Source organism: Bradyrhizobium sp. CCBAU 51627 (genome assembly GCF_028128765.1).
Taxonomy (GTDB): Bacteria; Pseudomonadota; Alphaproteobacteria; order Rhizobiales; family Xanthobacteraceae; genus Bradyrhizobium.
This window is the reverse complement of the sequence record NZ_LBJG01000026.1, coordinates 1-13,877: the sequence shown is the minus strand read 5'-3', so window position 1 is coordinate 13,877 and position 13,877 is coordinate 1. Positions and strand designations below refer to the sequence as shown.

The window sequence follows — 13,877 nt, the reverse complement described above, 5'->3', positions numbered from 1 at the left end:
GGCGCGCCGCGTCATGCGACTCTTTGTTGGGCTCGGCAATCCCGGCGCGAAATACGCACGTAACCGGCACAATATCGGCTTCATGGCCGTCGACGAGATCGCGCGGCGTCATGGTTTCGCACCATGGCGCCGCAGGTTTCAGGGCGAGACTTCGGAAGGCACGCTCGGCACTGAGCGCGTGATCCTGCTCAAGCCGACGACGTACATGAACGAGTCCGGCCGCAGCGTTCAGGAAGCGGCAAGCTTCTTCAAGATCGCGCCCGGTGACACCACGGTGTTTCACGACGAGCTCGAATTGCCGCCGGGCAAGGTGCGGGTGAAGGTGGGCGGCGGCATCGCCGGCCATAACGGCCTGCGCTCCATCTCTGCCCATATCGGCAACGATTATCGCCGTGTCAGGCTCGGCATCGGTCATCCCGGCGTCAAGGAGATGGTGCACGGCCATGTCCTGTCGGACTTCGCCAAGGCCGACAATGAGTGGGTGACGACGCTGTGCGACGCGGTCGCCGAGCACGCCGCCCTGATCGCCAAGGGCACGGACGCGACCTTCGCCAACAGGGTGCATCTTGCGATGCAGGCGAAGGGATTTTTGACCAAGGACGAGAACGGCAAGGAATAGGCTCGTGGGATTCAAATGCGGAATCGTCGGATTGCCCAATGTCGGCAAGTCGACCTTGTTCAATGCGCTGACCGAGACGGCCGCGGCGCAGGCGGCCAATTATCCGTTCTGCACCATCGAGCCGAATGTCGGCGAGGTCGCCGTGCCCGATCCGCGGCTGGAGAAGCTCGCGGCGATCGCCAAATCGGGCCAGATCATTCCGACCCGGCTGACCTTCGTCGATATCGCGGGCCTCGTGCGCGGCGCCTCCAAGGGCGAAGGTCTCGGCAACCAGTTCCTGGCCAACATCCGCGAGGTCGACGCCATCGCGCATGTCGTGCGCTGCTTTGAAGATTCCGACATCACGCATGTCGAAGGCAAGATCGCCCCGCTCGCCGACATCGAGACCATCGAGACCGAGCTGATGCTCGCCGACCTCGACAGCCTCGAGAAGCGTGTCGACAACCTCACCAAGAAGGCCAAGGGCAACGACAAAGACGCCAAGGAGCAGCTCGACCTCGTCACCCGCACCTTGGTGCTGCTGCGCGAAGGCAAGCCGGCGCGCCTCGTCGAGCGCAAGCCCGAGGAGGAGCGCACTTTCGGCATGCTTGGCCTCTTGTCGTCCAAGCCCGTGCTCTATGTCTGCAACGTCGAGGAAGGCTCGGCCGCCACCGGCAACGCGTTCTCGAAGGCGGTGCAGGAGCAGGCTGCCAAGGAGGGCGCCGTCGCCGTCGTCATCTCGGCCAAGATCGAATCCGAGATCGCCACCATCTCGCGCGAGGAGCGCGCCGACTTCCTGGAGACGCTGGGCCTGGAAGAGGCGGGCCTCGATCGTCTGATCCGCGCCGGCTACAAGCTGCTCGATCTCATCACCTATTTCACGGTGGGCCCGAAGGAAGCGCGCGCCTGGACCATCCATCGCGGCACCAAGGCGCCCGGTGCGGCCGGCGTGATCCACACCGACTTCGAGAAGGGTTTTATTCGCGCCGAGACGATTGCCTTTGAGGACTACGTCGCGTTCAACGGCGAAGCCGGCGCCCGCGATGCCGGCAAGCTGCGCCTCGAAGGCAAGGAATACGTCGTCGCCGACGGCGACGTGATGCATTTCCGGTTCAATACGTAAGGGGCGCTCTCCGTGCCCCGGACGCAGCGCAGCGCGTCTTCAGCGGTGCGCTGCAGAGCCGGGGCCCGCGGGTCCTGATTGCGGATGCATGGGGCCCGGCTCTGCGTCGGGTCATTTCATGCCGCGCCGCGTCCGGGACACGAGTGGCTACCGCATCCCGCCGCCCTGATCCCTGATCGCGCCGAGATGCTCGTTGATGCGGAATACGATCAGGATCAATTCCGCGGCGATGCGCGAGAACACTACCCCGACGACGACGCCCGCGATCGATTCCAGCACGACCAGGAAGCCGGCGAACGGGCTGATCGCCATCGCCGTGAGGCCGGCAAAGATTCCGGAGAGCCCGAACAGGCAGATCACACCGATCACCAGCCAGTAGAAGGTCTTGATGATCGTCGGCGTGATGAAGCGGTCCCACTGAAACAGATCGCTGAATGAAAACATGTCTCTCCCCCGGGCAGATCGTGCCGCCGGCCGTGTCATCTAGACAATGAGGCAGGTTCAGCCCGACTCGCCGAATGTAGCACGAGCCATGCGAGCCGGCGGGTTGAGATTGCCGCAAAGTGCGGCCACAATCTGTCCTTCCCGCAAAGCTTTTCCAAGATGACCCTGACATTCGAAGATTTCCCGACCGGCCGCTACGGAACGTTCGGCCCGCGCCATGTCACCCGCGACGAGATCCTGGCCTTCGCCACCGAGTTCGATCCGCAGCCGATGCATCTGGACGAGCAAGCTGCGGCCAAGAGCATGCTGCGCGGCCTGTCCGGCTCGGGCTGGCATCTCTGCTCGCTGATGATGCGGATGATGGCCGATGGTTTTATCACCCGCGCTGCTTCGCTGGGGTCTCCCGGTGTCGATGAGGTGCGTTGGCTCTCGCCGCTCAGGCCGGGCGACGACCTCATGCTCGACGTCGATGTCGTGGAGGCGCGTACGTCCAAGAGCCGCCCGGAGCTCGGCATCGTCAAGTTCAAATGCACGGTGCGCAACGCCAAGGGTGAGGCGCTCGCCGAGATGACCTCGCCGATCCTGATCGAGCGGCGCGCGGGAGCGGTCTGATGCGGTTCTTCGAGGATATCGAGATCGGCCAGCGGCGGGAGATCGGCAGCTATACCTTCACGGCGGAGGCCATCAAGATTTTTGCGGCAAAGTTCGATCCGCAGCGCTTCCACCTCGACGAAGAGGAGGGCAAGAACTCGCTGTTCGGCGGGTTAGCCGCGTCCGGCTGGCATGTCGGCTCGGCCTGCATGAGCCTGCTTGTCGCCGATGGCCAGCGGCTGGCGCGCGAGGCCGCTTCGCGCGGCGAGGAGGTTGCCGTCTGGGGCCCGTCGCCGGGCTTTCGCGATCTGCGCTGGATCAAGCCGGTGCTCGCGGGCGACACCATCTCTTACGTTAACGAAGTCATCGAGAAGCGTGCGTCTGGCTCGCGTCCCGGCTGGGGCATCCTGACCGCCCGCACCACCGGCACCAACCAGCGCGGCGAGGACGTCTATTCCATCACCGCCAGCGCCTTCGTGCCGATGCGCGGCAAAGGCGGTTAGACAAGTTCCAGAATGAACGGCCGAAAAGAGCGCACGAGTGTTGCCCGCGCGCTATGGACGCGATTCAGGGCGGCTGCCATAAGCCATCCCGAGATGGCCGGCGGCTCACGAAGCAGCTGCCGGAACCATCGAGTTGCTAACCAATTATGAACCTGTCGCTGTCTATTTGAAACGAATTGGCAGAGTACAGGGGACGAGGACTATGGCAGACCGCGGCGCACTCAAGCTGGTCGGATTCATCTTTGCGACTGCGACGCTGGCTGTGATGCTGGTCGCGGGCATGGTGGTGAAGGGTTACGCCGACGGCGCCTACACCCTGGAAGCTTCGGCCATCGACGCGAGCCGTTAAGCGCTCGTTAACTCCGGGGACCCGCCTCGCGGCTCCCGCTATCAGCGGCTATAGACGAACGCCAAAATCGCGATCGCAACCGCCAGCAGCCCGACAAAGCGCAGCATAATGGTGCCGAACTGGTTCGGCGTGGGTCGCAGCGGGATCGGGTCCGCATTATCGGGCCGAATGCTTTCCATCTGAGAGGTCCCCGAGGCCCCGCCGTCAGCGGCACGGGCGCTAGGCTTTGGTCGCCGGGGTGGGGCAGAGGGTTCAAACGACGCCCACCGCTGTCCTGCCCGCTTCGTGCAGCCACATGTCGTGCTGTCATGCCCCCGCGCAGGCGGGGCATCCGGTACGCCGCGGCGTTTCGGTTCAATCACTGCCGCCTCTGGAATACTGGATCACCCGCTTTCGCGGGTGATGACAGCTGTCCTGTGGGGACGGCGCCGGCCCATCGCGCCCCTGAATCAAAACCGCCGCGCCCCTTCCGGAACGCGGCGGTTCGTGATGCCTGGTTCGCTCGATCAGCTATTGCGCAGGCCGTCGGCGGCGCGCTTCCACTGGGCGACGTTGTCGGCGATCATGCGGGTCGACTTCATCGCGGCCTGGCTGAGCTGGGCGTAGCCCGAGATCTCGCGCTGGACGCGCTGGCCTTCGGCATGAAGCAGGTCGCGCAGGCTCTCGAGCTCCGAGATCAGATTCTCGATCTCGGCGAGCGAGGTGCCGGCGACGCGCTGGATCAGCGAGTTGACGTTGGTGACGGTGGCTTCCGCGCTCGGGTCGAGCGGCGGCGCGTCGGTGGTCGCGGCCGGCCGGCGCAGATAGGCGATATCGTTGCGGACGAAATCGCGGATGCCGGCTTCCACTTCGGTCACGGCGGCGAGGTTGCTGTCGACCGTCTCGGTCTCGGTGGCTTCGATCTTTTCCGGACGAATGGCGTTCATCAAGGTTCCCCTGTTCGCGTTGAGCGCAGCGCGAGTGTCCCCCGCACGACGGCGTCGGTGACCCGACTAGGGCGCCGGATTTTGACCGCAACGGGGCCGAGATACGGCAAGTGCGGACGATTCGGGGGCTTTGCCGTGGCGTATGGTTAGGAGAGTCTGAAGAAGCCTCACCAGCTCTTCTTGAAGCCGGCCGTCACGCTCTTGTTGATCGCCCCTTGCGAGGTCTCACCGACCGAGCCGGACACGGTGACATTGTCGAACAGCTTCTGTTCGGCGCCGACCTTGCCCAGCCATTTGTCGTCGGTGGTCGAGAGCGTCCGGCCAGCGGTGATGCTGGTGCCGGTGTCGATGATGGTCACCTTGGCGGACTGGTCGGTCTCGTAATTGCGGGTAACGTGGCCACCGACGCCGGGCAGCGCCGTGGTGCCCTGCTGGTTGACGCTGTAGCCGTTCTGGAGCGTCAGGAAATAGTCGCTCGACAGCGGCACCGATTTGGTCAGCGACGCCCCGAGCTTGCTCTGCTCGGCGCCGGGGTCGACGCGGGCTTCCACCGCGGTCTTGTCCCAGATCACGCCCGCGCCCGGCGCAGTCACGGCGGCCCAGGCGCTGCCGGAGGATTGCGGCAGGTTGCCGCCGTTTTCGGCCTTCTCCGCCAGCAGCTCCGACATCGTGGTCGGCTCTTTGGTTACGGTCATGTCGGCGCCGATGCGGGTGTCCCAGAACGAGGACACCGACTCCTTCACGGTCACGGCCGATGTGCCGTTGGCATTGGCGTTGGACGACCAGTTCAAGCCGGCATTGGTGGCGGCCTTCGCGCGTTTCTTGGCTTCGATGATGTCGTTGAGCGCGCCGGCGTCGATGGCGAGCTGGCTCCAGTCGAGCTTGTCGACGTCGATGCCCTTGAGTACGTCGGTGTCGTTGGCGTCGGGGGTCGTCTCGGCAACCTTGTCGGCTTCATCGTCAGGCGCGGTCGCGGCGGGAGGCGGGGAGAAGGGCGGAATGATCTGCGCCTGGGTCGTCAGCACCGAGCCGAAAATGAACGTGGCCGCCAGCGGCAGCCTGCTCCAGCCAAAACCTGTCGTGAATTCCATTGCCTTGCCCGCAAGCCCAGTTCGCGCGGAAGATGCGGAACTATCGTCGCAAAATTGTGGCACCCAGAATGATGAACCAACGGGCCGCGCGCAAGTCGCGCGCGACCGATGACGAGCCTCTCGGCGATGCGCGTCCGGCGGGGCTGGTGGCCAGGACGGGTCGCAGGAGCATCAGTCGATCGGTCCCGAAGTCTCGGAGCCCGTTGGTGTCCCCCTCAGCCGACGCTGGTCATCTTTGGCAGATGAATGGCGCGGCCGAGTGCCTGCTCGACCAGATCGAAGGTGTCGATCAGCACGCGCATGTTGATGAGCTTGTCAGCCTTGAACTGGGCGAACTGCGCCACGCGCAGGCTGATCGGCTTGTCGGAATCCAGCGCCGTGAGCGAGTAGCGCAGCATCGAGGAGGCGGAATCGACGCCGAGCATGATGCTCTCACGGTCGAAACGACGGACGTGGAAATTGTCGGCGAGCTGGCGGATAACCTGGAGCACCGCCGCCTTGCCCTGGCGCGCGCCGAGGAACGGAAACATGTCGATCGGGCCATAGACCGCCCAGTCGACGTCCTCGTCGATCAGGGCCTCGATATCCTCGAAATGCCGGTCGTTGATCGCGCGATGCAATGCACGCGAGAAACGCCAGAGGCTGTGCTCTGTCATTTTGGGCAGTCCTGAAGCTGGCTTGCAAAAAACGGAAAACAACCCCATGCACCGTAAAGGCGCCCCGGGGTCGGTCAACTCATTTGTATGCGAACAAAATACGCCGTTTCGGCCAAAACGCAATTCACGTTTTTGCAATGCGCAATTGATCGCGCTTTGTGAGATTTGCAATAGAGCCCCGTAATCTCCCGGGGGTCGAGCCGACCGTGCCTGCGCCGGCACGCCCGAAGACCGGCGAGCCCGCGGATGCGGCAGGCATCACGATCCGCGCTCACACCCCGCGACGTGCGCGGGAACTCCGGCCCGCTCCTGTTCGTTGAAGCGCCGACATCGGAAGGAGACATCGACCCATGAAATCCCCGCTTCTCGCCGTCACCGCCGCGCTTCTGATGCTGGGCGCGACCTCCGCCGCCGACGCCAAGGGCTGCATCAAGGGCGCCATCGTCGGCGGCGTCGCCGGCCATTATGCCGGTCATCACGGCATGCTGGGCGCCGCCGCCGGCTGTCTCTACGGCCGCCATCACGCCAAGGAGCAGGAGAAGCAGCAACAGCAGAGCCAGAACGGGCAGGGCAAGCTTTAAGGGGGGGCAAGCGCCACGTCTTCCCGTGCACCCGACATCCGTGATAGCGAAGCGCGGCGGCAATCGGCCGCGCTTCGCACCGATGGAGGGCGTCATGCGCAAGTCCCGCGATCTCGAAAACCTCACCAGCTTTCAGCGTCACGCGTAAGTGGCGGAATTCTTTCCCCTCGGAAACCCACGTCAAACGCGGCCAGCGCGTCCTCCACGGCGACGTCGAACTGAGCGAGAAGCTCGGCCGCAACGACCTTTGCCCATGTGGCTCCGGACGCAGGTTTCAAGGCCTGCTGCATGGCCTCAGGCAGCTATGACGGCTCCAACCGCAGCTATTACTTTCAGGGAGTAGCTGCCGACGCGGCTGCGACGTCGATGACGGCTTACTTCGCCCCGCTTGCGGGGCGAGGTAAGCGGCTCGCATCGATCGAGCAACCTACCTCTTCTTCCATCCACCCCGCCTTCCCGGCGCGCCACCCGTCGACTTCGGCGCGGGTCCAAACTCCGGCCCCGATTGCCGTGAATCCGTCGGCTGGATGATCCGGCTCGTGCTGCCGAACGGCTTCGACGGCAGGCTCGCGCTCGCGCGATACGGCAGCGATTCCGGGCCGTGCATCTCGTCGAGATGCGGCTTGTGCACGCGTGAGCCTTTGCCTCCGCCAGCCTTGAGCGCTGTTGCGGCGCTCTTGTTTTTCATGGCGCTGACCGGCAGATTCGCGGCGTCGCCGTATTTTCTGGTGCCGGCATAGGCGCCGGCCTTGCTCGCGACCGCGCGCTGCTTGGCGGTGGGGTCGTCGACCACCGCGAGCTCGGTGGCGCGCAGGCGCTTGACCTCGTCGCGCAGGCGCGCGGCTTCCTCGAAGTTCAGGTCCGCGGCGGCCTCGCGCATCCGCGTCTCGAGATCGGCGAGCACGGCTTCGAAGTTGTGACCGATCGAGATGACGTCGTCGGTCATGTCGTGGCCGCCGACCTCGACCAGCACGTGGTCGCGCTCGTAGACGGAGTTGAGGATGTCGCCGATGTTCTTCTTCACGCTCTCCGGCGTGATGCCGTTGGCGGTGTTGTACTCGACCTGCTTCTCGCGGCGGCGGTTGGTCTCGGCGATAGCCCGCTCCATCGAGCCGGTCATCTGGTCGGCGTAGAGGATCACCTTGCCGTCGACGTTGCGCGCGGCGCGGCCGATGGTCTGGATCAGCGAGGTCTCGCTGCGCAGAAAGCCTTCCTTGTCGGCGTCGAGGATGGCGACGAGGGCGCATTCGGGAATGTCGAGACCTTCGCGCAACAGGTTGATGCCGACCAGCGCGTCGAACGCGCCGAGGCGGAGGTCGCGGATGATCTCGATGCGCTCGATCGTGTCGATGTCGGAGTGCATGTAGCGGACGCGAATGCCCTGCTCATGCAGATATTCGGTGAGATCCTCCGCCATGCGCTTGGTGAGAACCGTGACCAGCGAGCGATAGCCGGCCTGTGCGGTGGCGCGGACCTCGCCGACGAGATCGTCGACCTGGGTGCGGGCGGGCCTGATATCGACGGGCGGGTCGATCAGGCCCGTGGGGCGAATGACCTGCTCGACAAACACGCCGCCGCTCTCATTCAGCTCCCAGCCACCCGGCGTCGCCGACACCGCGATGGTCTGCGGCCGCATCATGTCCCATTCCTCGAAGCGCAAGGGACGGTTGTCCATGCAGGAGGGCAGGCGGAAGCCGTATTCGGCCAGCGTCGCCTTGCGGCGGAAGTCGCCGCGGAACATGGCGCCGATCTGCGGAATGGTGACGTGGCTTTCGTCGGCGAAGATCAGCGCATTGTCGGGCACATATTCGAACAGCGTCGGCGGCGGCTCGCCGGGGCGGCGACCGGTGAGGTAGCGCGAATAGTTCTCGATGCCGGCGCAGCTTCCGGTCGCCTCCATCATTTCGAGATCGAAGGTGGTGCGCTGTTCCAGCCGCTGCGCTTCCAGCAGGCGGCCCTGGTTGTTGAGCTGGTCGAGCCGCAGCTTCAATTCCGACTTGATCGATTTTATCGCCTGCACCAGTGTCGGCCGCGGCGTCACATAGTGCGAGTTGGCGTACATCTTGATGAATTCGAGCTCGTCCTGCTTGTGGCCGGTGAGTGGATCGAACTCCTCGATATTCTCGATAGTGTCGCCGAACAGGTTCACGCGCCAGGCGCGGTCCTCATAGTGAGCCGGGAAGATGTCGATGACGTCGCCGCGCACACGGAACGTGCCGCGGGTGAAATCGGCCTGGGTGCGCTTGTACTGCAGCGCAACGAGGTCGGCGATGAGCTGGCGCTGGTCGATGCGCTCGCCCTTCTTCAGCGCGAAGGTCATCGCGGTATAGGTCTCGACCGAGCCGATACCGTAGATGCAGGACACCGACGCAACGATGATGACGTCGTCGCGCTCGAGGAGCGCGCGCGTCGCGGAGTGGCGCATGCGGTCGATCTGTTCGTTGATCGAGGAATCCTTTTCTATGTAGGTGTCGGTGCGCGGGACGTAGGCTTCCGGCTGGTAGTAATCGTAATAGCTGACGAAATACTCGACGGCGTTGTCGGGGAAGAAATTCTTGAACTCGCCATAGAGCTGAGCGGCCAGCGTCTTGTTCGGCGCCAGGATCAGCGCGGGGCGCTGCGTCGCCTCGATCACCTTGGCCATGGTGTAGGTCTTGCCCGAGCCGGTGACGCCGAGCAGCACCTGCGAGCGGTCGTTGCGCTCGATGCCCTCGACCAGTTCCTTGATCGCGGTCGGCTGGTCGCCGCGCGGCCGGTATTCGGACTTGATCTCGAAACGCACGCCGCCTTCGGACTTCTCCGGGCGCGGTGGCCGGTGCGGCGTCCACACCTTCATCGAGCCGTCGTCCTTGCGGAACTCGGGCCGACCCTCGCGGATCAGCGATTCCAGCGCGTCGGCCGTCGCCTTGACGCCGAGCGCCTCCATCTTGCTGCGCGGCGGACGCGCCAGCGCCTCGGCGTCGTCCTCCTCGGTGGGAAGACCGAGCTGCCGCGCCAGTTCCGGATCGAGCGTCGGGATCGTGGCGGCCGTGCCGTAATTGGCTTGCGGTGCCTCTTCCAGCCCTCCGGGACGATCGGAGGGAAACTCCTTCGGCGTCGAGGCCCGCGCCCGGTGCGCGGCGGCCTCGCCTCCGGCGCGGCGATCGCGCGAATTGTCCGGCGGCGGCTGCAACCCGGTGCCCGACCCGAGTCCGGCATCGCCGCGGTTGATCGCGGGATTGAGCAGTTCAGCCAGCGCCGGTCCGATCGGCTGCACGTCAGGCCGATGTGCCTTCGAGTTCGGAGCCTTGGATCTGGGGGATTTTGGGGGAGCAGCTTTCTTCGCCATGGGGCGAATATGGGACGAGTCTGCCCCTCAGAAAAGGGCGAATGCCCGTCTGCGCGCAGGCTGCTGACAGCAGGTTGGCAGCAGGCCCTGCGGTCACGCCGCCGGCAGCGGCCCGTCGCCGTCGACGACTGTCAGGTGCGGCTCGAGGATGTCGAGATGGACCCCGCCGCAATCGGCGCAGCGCATGGCCCAGTACTCGCACCCGCCGCGGCCACTGATCACACGGAGCACCGTGAGATCGCCGTCGCATTCCGGGCATGTCGCCAGCACGTTGCGCGAATAAATTCTCGGCCGCGGAGCGTCGTAGTCGATGACTGACATGAGCCGGTGTCCCCCTGTGATGCCGCGCTGTCGCTCGGTCTCTCGTCTCGCGAGGTCTATTCTGCGCTGTCGTCCGCGTGCCGGCGGAAGCGGTCGATGTGGTGCTTGGCATCGGCGATCGCCGCGTCCGGATCGGGCCAGGCGAAGCCGACTTCCATGGTCGGAAACAGCACGCCGTCGATGGCAACCGGGCTGAAATCGGCGCGCCGGATCCGGGCGTGCCACAGTCCCTTGCCAGCTTCGAAGGATTCGATGTCAAAGCCGTCGTAAAGGGTCGTCATTGGTAGTCCCCAAATGTTCTCGTGTCGGAGGGCCAGAGGACCACGTTTGCGGATTTCGAAATGTGAAGCGGTTCACAAGCGGTCGGCTTTTTCAGCCGAACGTTGAGACGTCAGTTCCGCACTGCGCTGCGTCCGGACCGGCGTGGACGGGCCGCAGGTTCCGCCGCCGCCCGCATGATCCAGCGGCGAAAGGCGGCGAAGTCGCGCTGTTCGGTCTGGAAGCTGCGGTAGAGCAGGTACCAGCGCATCCCCTTGGGCACGGAGAGGTCGAATGGCGCGACCAGCCGGCCGGCGGCGAGATCGTCGTCGATATAGGGCCGGATGCCCATGGCGATGCCGAGCCCGTCGACGGCGGCCTGGAGCGCCTGGCCGTAGAACTGGAACTCCGGCCCGCGCGGATTGATGCGGGGAAGGTTCGCGGCCTTCAGCCAGAGCGGCCAGTCCTCCGGCGAATGTTCGACGCGGATCAGGCTGGGTCCTTTGAGGTCGGCGGGGCGCTTCAATGACGTGGCGAGGCGGGGCACGCAGACCGGCGTCAAGTCGCCGGCGAACAGGGGCTCGGCGACGAGCCCCGGCCAGTCGCCGGTGCCGAGCTTGATGCCGCAACTCCAGTCCTCGCCAAACGGCACCGACGCGCCGCCGGTGGTAAAGCGCACCTCGATGTCCGGCTCCTCGCTGCGAAACTCCGACAGGCGCGGGATCAGCCAGCGCATTGCAAACGTATGTCCGACGCCGATGGTGAGCACGCGCACGCTTGCAGGCGCCGTCACCTGCGCGGTGAGGCTGGCGAGCGCGTCGAAGATCGGCGTCAATCCGCTCTGATAGGCGCGGCCGGCCTGGGTCAGTACCAGCCTGTTGGCCTTGCGCTCGAACAGCGCGACGCCGAGCCGCTCTTCCAAGAGATGCACCATGCGGCTGACGGCGGCCGCCGAAACGCTCAGCTCGACGCCGGCCCCGGCAAAGCTGCCGGTCCGCGCCGCCGCCTCGAATGCCTTGATGCCGTTGAGAAAGAGCAGCCGGCGCAAATGGAGGACCCTCAGGAAAGCTGATGCCAGGGCAAGATAACTCAGTTTGCGCGGGGACGGCAAGCGAGGCACCTTCTCCTTCGCCTCGTCCCGCCAGCCGGGCGAGGGGGAATGAACAGTCTGCGTCCCCAGCTGCCCCAACAGGAGAATCCCCTCGTGACGCCCATCATGATCGTTGCCCTTGGATTGCTGATGGTCGCCACCGCGTTCCTGTCGGGGCTGTTCGGCATGGCGGGCGGGCTGATCCTGATCGGCGTCCTGCTGGCCTTGATGCCGTTGCCGGCCGCGATGGTGCTGCATGCGATCACGCAAATGGCCTCGAATGGCTGGCGCGCCCTGCTGTGGCGAGCGCATATCCGCTGGCGGGCGGTGGCGAACTATTTGGCCGGCGCGACCATCGCGCTCGCAGCCTGGTCGCTCGCCCGCTACGTGCCTGACAAGCCGATCGCGCTCTTGATGCTGGGCGCCACGCCGTTCATGGCGCGGCTGTTGCCGACCAACATCAAGCCCGATCCCGATCGCCTCTGGCAGGGCACGGTCTACGGAATGATCTGCATGGGCCTGATGCTGATGACCGGCGTTTCCGGTCCGTTGCTCGACACGTTCTTCCTCGGCGGTAATTTCGGCCGGCGCGAGAAGGTGGCGACGAAGTCGATGTGTCAGGTCGTCAGCCATTTCACCAAGCTGATCTATTTCGGCGGCATCGTCGACCAGGCGGCGAGCCTCGATCCCGTGTTCGCCGGCGTCGCGATCCTCGCCTCGATGCTCGGCACCACGCTGGCGCGGCGCCTGCTCGAAGCCATGACTGACCAGCAATTCGTCGCCTGGTCGTACAAGCTGATCACCACCATCGCCTGCTACTACATCGCCTATGGCGGCTGGCTATTGGTTCGCACGCCGGTGCTCGCTGCCTTCGCCAAGGGAGGTTTACAATGAGCTGTAAGGCTGACCCGCTGGTGCTGGATTTCGTCGAATGGGTTGCGCGCGAGCCGCGCGCCTATGCCGAGGTGATCTCGACCTGGAAGACCTCGTGCCCGCGCCTCACCATCTGGGAAGACGCCGCCGATCGCGGCTTCGTCGCGCGCGAGACGCTGCCCGGCATCGGCCTGGTCATCGCGGTGACGGAAGAGGGCGAGAGGCTGCTGCGAACCAACGGGCGGTGATACGCCCTTTTGTCTCCACATCGTCATTGCGAGCATCAGCGAAGCAATCCAGAATGCCTCCGCGGCGACAGACTGGATTGCTTTGCTGCGCTCGCAATGACGGAAAAACAATATGTCACTCAAGCTCTACGAACTCGTCGGCACCGATGCCTCGCGCCCGTTCAGCCCGTTCTGCTGGCGCACGCGGATGGGGCTCGCGCATAAGGGGCTGACTGCGCAATCGCTGCCCTGGCGTTTCACCGAGAAGAGCACGATCGCGCCGCACGGCTCGGAACGGGTCCCGGTGCTGCTGCATCACGACAAGCCGGTGGTCGATTCCTGGGTGATCGCGAATTATCTCGAAGACGCGTTTCCGGATCGTCCATCGCTGTTTGGCGGCGAGGGCGGCCGCGCCATGGCGCGCATGATCAACGCCTGGGGCGACATCGCCATCGTCGGGGGCATCTTTCCGCTCATCATTGCCGACATCCCGAAGAATTTGGCCGAGGCCGATGCCGCTTATTTCCGCCAGTCGCGCGAGGCGCGTTTTGGCAAGCCGCTGGAAGAGATCATGGCGAACCGCGACAGCGGCGTGATCGCATTCCGCAAATCGCTCGAGGTGTTGCGCCAGAGCTTCAAGACGCAGCCTTTCATCGGCGGAGCTGCGCCGAACTATGCCGATTACATCGTGTTCGGCGGCTTCCAATGGGCGCGCGTGGTGAGCCCGTTCAAGCTGCTCGAATCCGACGATCCGGTCTATGCATGGCGCGACAAGTTGCTCGATGCGTTTGGCGGTATGGCGCGGAAATCGCCGGGGCATCCAGTCTAGAGCATCCGTCACTTAAGCTGAAGCGTATCCGTCGTGGCGGAAGTAGTTTTGGCATTCCTGAGGCGAGAAGTCGTCGATGAGAACGGCGA

The 13,877-nt window shown here is 64.9% G+C and carries 19 protein-coding genes; 10 read left to right on the top strand and 9 right to left on the bottom strand.

Features of this window, described 5'->3' with window-relative positions:
* Nucleotides 1-13: 13 nt before the first annotated feature.
* Both pth and ychF read left to right on the top strand, forming a co-directional pair.
* Nucleotides 14-619, top strand: a complete 606-nt coding sequence (gene pth, locus XH88_RS22545; protein WP_271670491.1) for an aminoacyl-tRNA hydrolase — start codon at nucleotides 14-16, stop codon at nucleotides 617-619.
* A gap of 4 nt (nucleotides 620-623) precedes the next feature.
* Nucleotides 624-1,721, top strand: coding sequence for a redox-regulated ATPase YchF (gene ychF / locus XH88_RS22540; RefSeq protein WP_271670490.1), 1,098 nt, complete (start codon nucleotides 624-626; stop codon nucleotides 1,719-1,721).
* Nucleotides 1,722-1,868: 147 nt separating this feature from the next.
* On the opposite strand, the gene XH88_RS22535 is transcribed toward ychF, so the two are convergent.
* Nucleotides 1,869-2,165: a DUF4282 domain-containing protein gene (locus XH88_RS22535; protein WP_092230128.1), complete on the bottom strand. Its 297-nt coding sequence runs from the start codon at nucleotides 2,163-2,165 to the stop codon at nucleotides 1,869-1,871.
* 159 nt (nucleotides 2,166-2,324) lie between these two features.
* Here XH88_RS22535 and XH88_RS22530 point away from each other — a divergent pair, with 159 nt between their 5' ends.
* From XH88_RS22530 to XH88_RS22520, 3 genes are all read left to right on the top strand, one after another.
* Entirely contained in the window at nucleotides 2,325-2,777 is a 453-nt protein-coding gene (locus tag XH88_RS22530) for a MaoC family dehydratase (protein ID WP_271670489.1), read from the top strand.
* Nucleotides 2,777-3,259, top strand: a complete 483-nt coding sequence (locus XH88_RS22525) for a MaoC family dehydratase (protein ID WP_271670488.1) — start codon at nucleotides 2,777-2,779, stop codon at nucleotides 3,257-3,259. Before XH88_RS22530 ends, XH88_RS22525 begins: the two co-directional genes overlap by 1 nt.
* A gap of 202 nt (nucleotides 3,260-3,461) precedes the next feature.
* A complete protein-coding gene (locus tag XH88_RS22520; protein WP_014492017.1) occupies nucleotides 3,462-3,608 on the top strand; it encodes a hypothetical protein in 147 nt (48 codons plus the stop codon).
* Nucleotides 3,609-3,649: 41 nt separating this feature from the next.
* On the opposite strand, the gene XH88_RS22515 is transcribed toward XH88_RS22520, so the two are convergent.
* The 4 genes from XH88_RS22515 to XH88_RS22500 all read right to left on the bottom strand — a co-directional run bounded on the left by XH88_RS22515 (nucleotide 3,650) and on the right by XH88_RS22500 (nucleotide 6,281).
* Nucleotides 3,650-3,787 (bottom strand): hypothetical protein, encoded by a 138-nt coding sequence (locus tag XH88_RS22515; RefSeq protein WP_271670487.1) that lies wholly within the window; start codon nucleotides 3,785-3,787, stop codon nucleotides 3,650-3,652.
* A 327-nt stretch (nucleotides 3,788-4,114) separates the two neighbouring features.
* Nucleotides 4,115-4,534 (bottom strand): hypothetical protein, encoded by a 420-nt coding sequence (locus tag XH88_RS22510; RefSeq protein WP_271670486.1) that lies wholly within the window; start codon nucleotides 4,532-4,534, stop codon nucleotides 4,115-4,117.
* A gap of 167 nt (nucleotides 4,535-4,701) precedes the next feature.
* Nucleotides 4,702-5,625, bottom strand: coding sequence for a hypothetical protein (locus XH88_RS22505; protein ID WP_271670485.1), 924 nt, complete (start codon nucleotides 5,623-5,625; stop codon nucleotides 4,702-4,704).
* A 215-nt stretch (nucleotides 5,626-5,840) separates the two neighbouring features.
* Nucleotides 5,841-6,281, bottom strand: a complete 441-nt coding sequence (locus tag XH88_RS22500) for a nuclear transport factor 2 family protein (RefSeq protein WP_271670484.1) — start codon at nucleotides 6,279-6,281, stop codon at nucleotides 5,841-5,843.
* Nucleotides 6,282-6,631: 350 nt separating this feature from the next.
* Between XH88_RS22500 and XH88_RS22495 the strand changes: the two genes are divergently transcribed.
* Together XH88_RS22495 and XH88_RS39095 are read left to right on the top strand one after the other, a co-directional pair.
* Nucleotides 6,632-6,862 carry a hypothetical protein gene (locus XH88_RS22495; RefSeq protein ID WP_271670483.1) on the top strand — a complete coding sequence of 77 codons (231 nt, stop codon included), beginning with the start codon at nucleotides 6,632-6,634 and terminating at the stop codon, nucleotides 6,860-6,862.
* Between the two features lie 62 nt (nucleotides 6,863-6,924).
* Entirely contained in the window at nucleotides 6,925-7,170 is a 246-nt protein-coding gene (locus XH88_RS39095) for an SEC-C metal-binding domain-containing protein (RefSeq protein ID WP_333909263.1), read from the top strand.
* A 119-nt stretch (nucleotides 7,171-7,289) separates the two neighbouring features.
* On the opposite strand, the gene uvrB is transcribed toward XH88_RS39095, so the two are convergent.
* From uvrB to XH88_RS22470, 4 genes are all read right to left on the bottom strand, one after another.
* Nucleotides 7,290-10,190 (bottom strand): excinuclease ABC subunit UvrB, encoded by a 2,901-nt coding sequence (gene uvrB / locus XH88_RS22485; protein ID WP_271670482.1) that lies wholly within the window; start codon nucleotides 10,188-10,190, stop codon nucleotides 7,290-7,292.
* Nucleotides 10,191-10,283: 93 nt separating this feature from the next.
* Complete coding sequence (locus XH88_RS22480) at nucleotides 10,284-10,511, bottom strand: hypothetical protein (protein ID WP_271670481.1); 228 nt, start codon at nucleotides 10,509-10,511, stop codon at nucleotides 10,284-10,286.
* A 56-nt stretch (nucleotides 10,512-10,567) separates the two neighbouring features.
* On the bottom strand, nucleotides 10,568-10,792 hold the full coding sequence (locus XH88_RS22475; protein WP_271670480.1) for a hypothetical protein: 225 nt from the start codon (nucleotides 10,790-10,792) through the stop codon (nucleotides 10,568-10,570).
* A 110-nt stretch (nucleotides 10,793-10,902) separates the two neighbouring features.
* Nucleotides 10,903-11,817: a LysR substrate-binding domain-containing protein gene (locus XH88_RS22470; protein WP_271670479.1), complete on the bottom strand. Its 915-nt coding sequence runs from the start codon at nucleotides 11,815-11,817 to the stop codon at nucleotides 10,903-10,905.
* Between the two features lie 156 nt (nucleotides 11,818-11,973).
* On the opposite strand from XH88_RS22470, the gene XH88_RS22465 reads away from it, so the two are divergent.
* From XH88_RS22465 to XH88_RS22455, 3 genes are all read left to right on the top strand, one after another.
* Nucleotides 11,974-12,753, top strand: coding sequence for a sulfite exporter TauE/SafE family protein (locus XH88_RS22465; RefSeq protein ID WP_271670478.1), 780 nt, complete (start codon nucleotides 11,974-11,976; stop codon nucleotides 12,751-12,753).
* Entirely contained in the window at nucleotides 12,750-12,980 is a 231-nt protein-coding gene (locus XH88_RS22460) for a hypothetical protein (RefSeq protein WP_271670477.1), read from the top strand. The genes XH88_RS22465 and XH88_RS22460 overlap by 4 nt, the downstream gene beginning before the upstream one ends.
* Nucleotides 12,981-13,092: 112 nt before the next feature.
* Nucleotides 13,093-13,788 (top strand): glutathione S-transferase family protein, encoded by a 696-nt coding sequence (locus tag XH88_RS22455; protein ID WP_271670476.1) that lies wholly within the window; start codon nucleotides 13,093-13,095, stop codon nucleotides 13,786-13,788.
* The last annotated feature ends 89 nt before the right edge of the window (nucleotides 13,789-13,877 follow it).

Coding starts and splice junctions, on each gene's coding strand:
- pth (WP_271670491.1), top strand. CDS start 14: ATGCGACTCTTTGTTGGGCTCGGCAATCCCGGCGCGAAATACGCACGT.
- XH88_RS22535 (WP_092230128.1), bottom strand. CDS start 2,165: ATGTTTTCATTCAGCGATCTGTTTCAGTGGGACCGCTTCATCACGCCG.
- XH88_RS22530 (WP_271670489.1), top strand. CDS start 2,325: ATGACCCTGACATTCGAAGATTTCCCGACCGGCCGCTACGGAACGTTC.
- XH88_RS22525 (WP_271670488.1), top strand. CDS start 2,777: ATGCGGTTCTTCGAGGATATCGAGATCGGCCAGCGGCGGGAGATCGGC.
- XH88_RS22520 (WP_014492017.1), top strand. CDS start 3,462: ATGGCAGACCGCGGCGCACTCAAGCTGGTCGGATTCATCTTTGCGACT.
- XH88_RS22515 (WP_271670487.1), bottom strand. CDS start 3,787: ATGGAAAGCATTCGGCCCGATAATGCGGACCCGATCCCGCTGCGACCC.
- XH88_RS22510 (WP_271670486.1), bottom strand. CDS start 4,534: ATGAACGCCATTCGTCCGGAAAAGATCGAAGCCACCGAGACCGAGACG.
- XH88_RS22505 (WP_271670485.1), bottom strand. CDS start 5,625: ATGGAATTCACGACAGGTTTTGGCTGGAGCAGGCTGCCGCTGGCGGCC.
- XH88_RS22500 (WP_271670484.1), bottom strand. CDS start 6,281: ATGACAGAGCACAGCCTCTGGCGTTTCTCGCGTGCATTGCATCGCGCG.
- XH88_RS22495 (WP_271670483.1), top strand. CDS start 6,632: ATGAAATCCCCGCTTCTCGCCGTCACCGCCGCGCTTCTGATGCTGGGC.
- uvrB (WP_271670482.1), bottom strand. CDS start 10,190: ATGGCGAAGAAAGCTGCTCCCCCAAAATCCCCCAGATCCAAGGCTCCG.
- XH88_RS22480 (WP_271670481.1), bottom strand. CDS start 10,511: ATGTCAGTCATCGACTACGACGCTCCGCGGCCGAGAATTTATTCGCGC.
- XH88_RS22475 (WP_271670480.1), bottom strand. CDS start 10,792: ATGACGACCCTTTACGACGGCTTTGACATCGAATCCTTCGAAGCTGGC.
- XH88_RS22460 (WP_271670477.1), top strand. CDS start 12,750: ATGAGCTGTAAGGCTGACCCGCTGGTGCTGGATTTCGTCGAATGGGTT.
- XH88_RS22455 (WP_271670476.1), top strand. CDS start 13,093: ATGTCACTCAAGCTCTACGAACTCGTCGGCACCGATGCCTCGCGCCCG.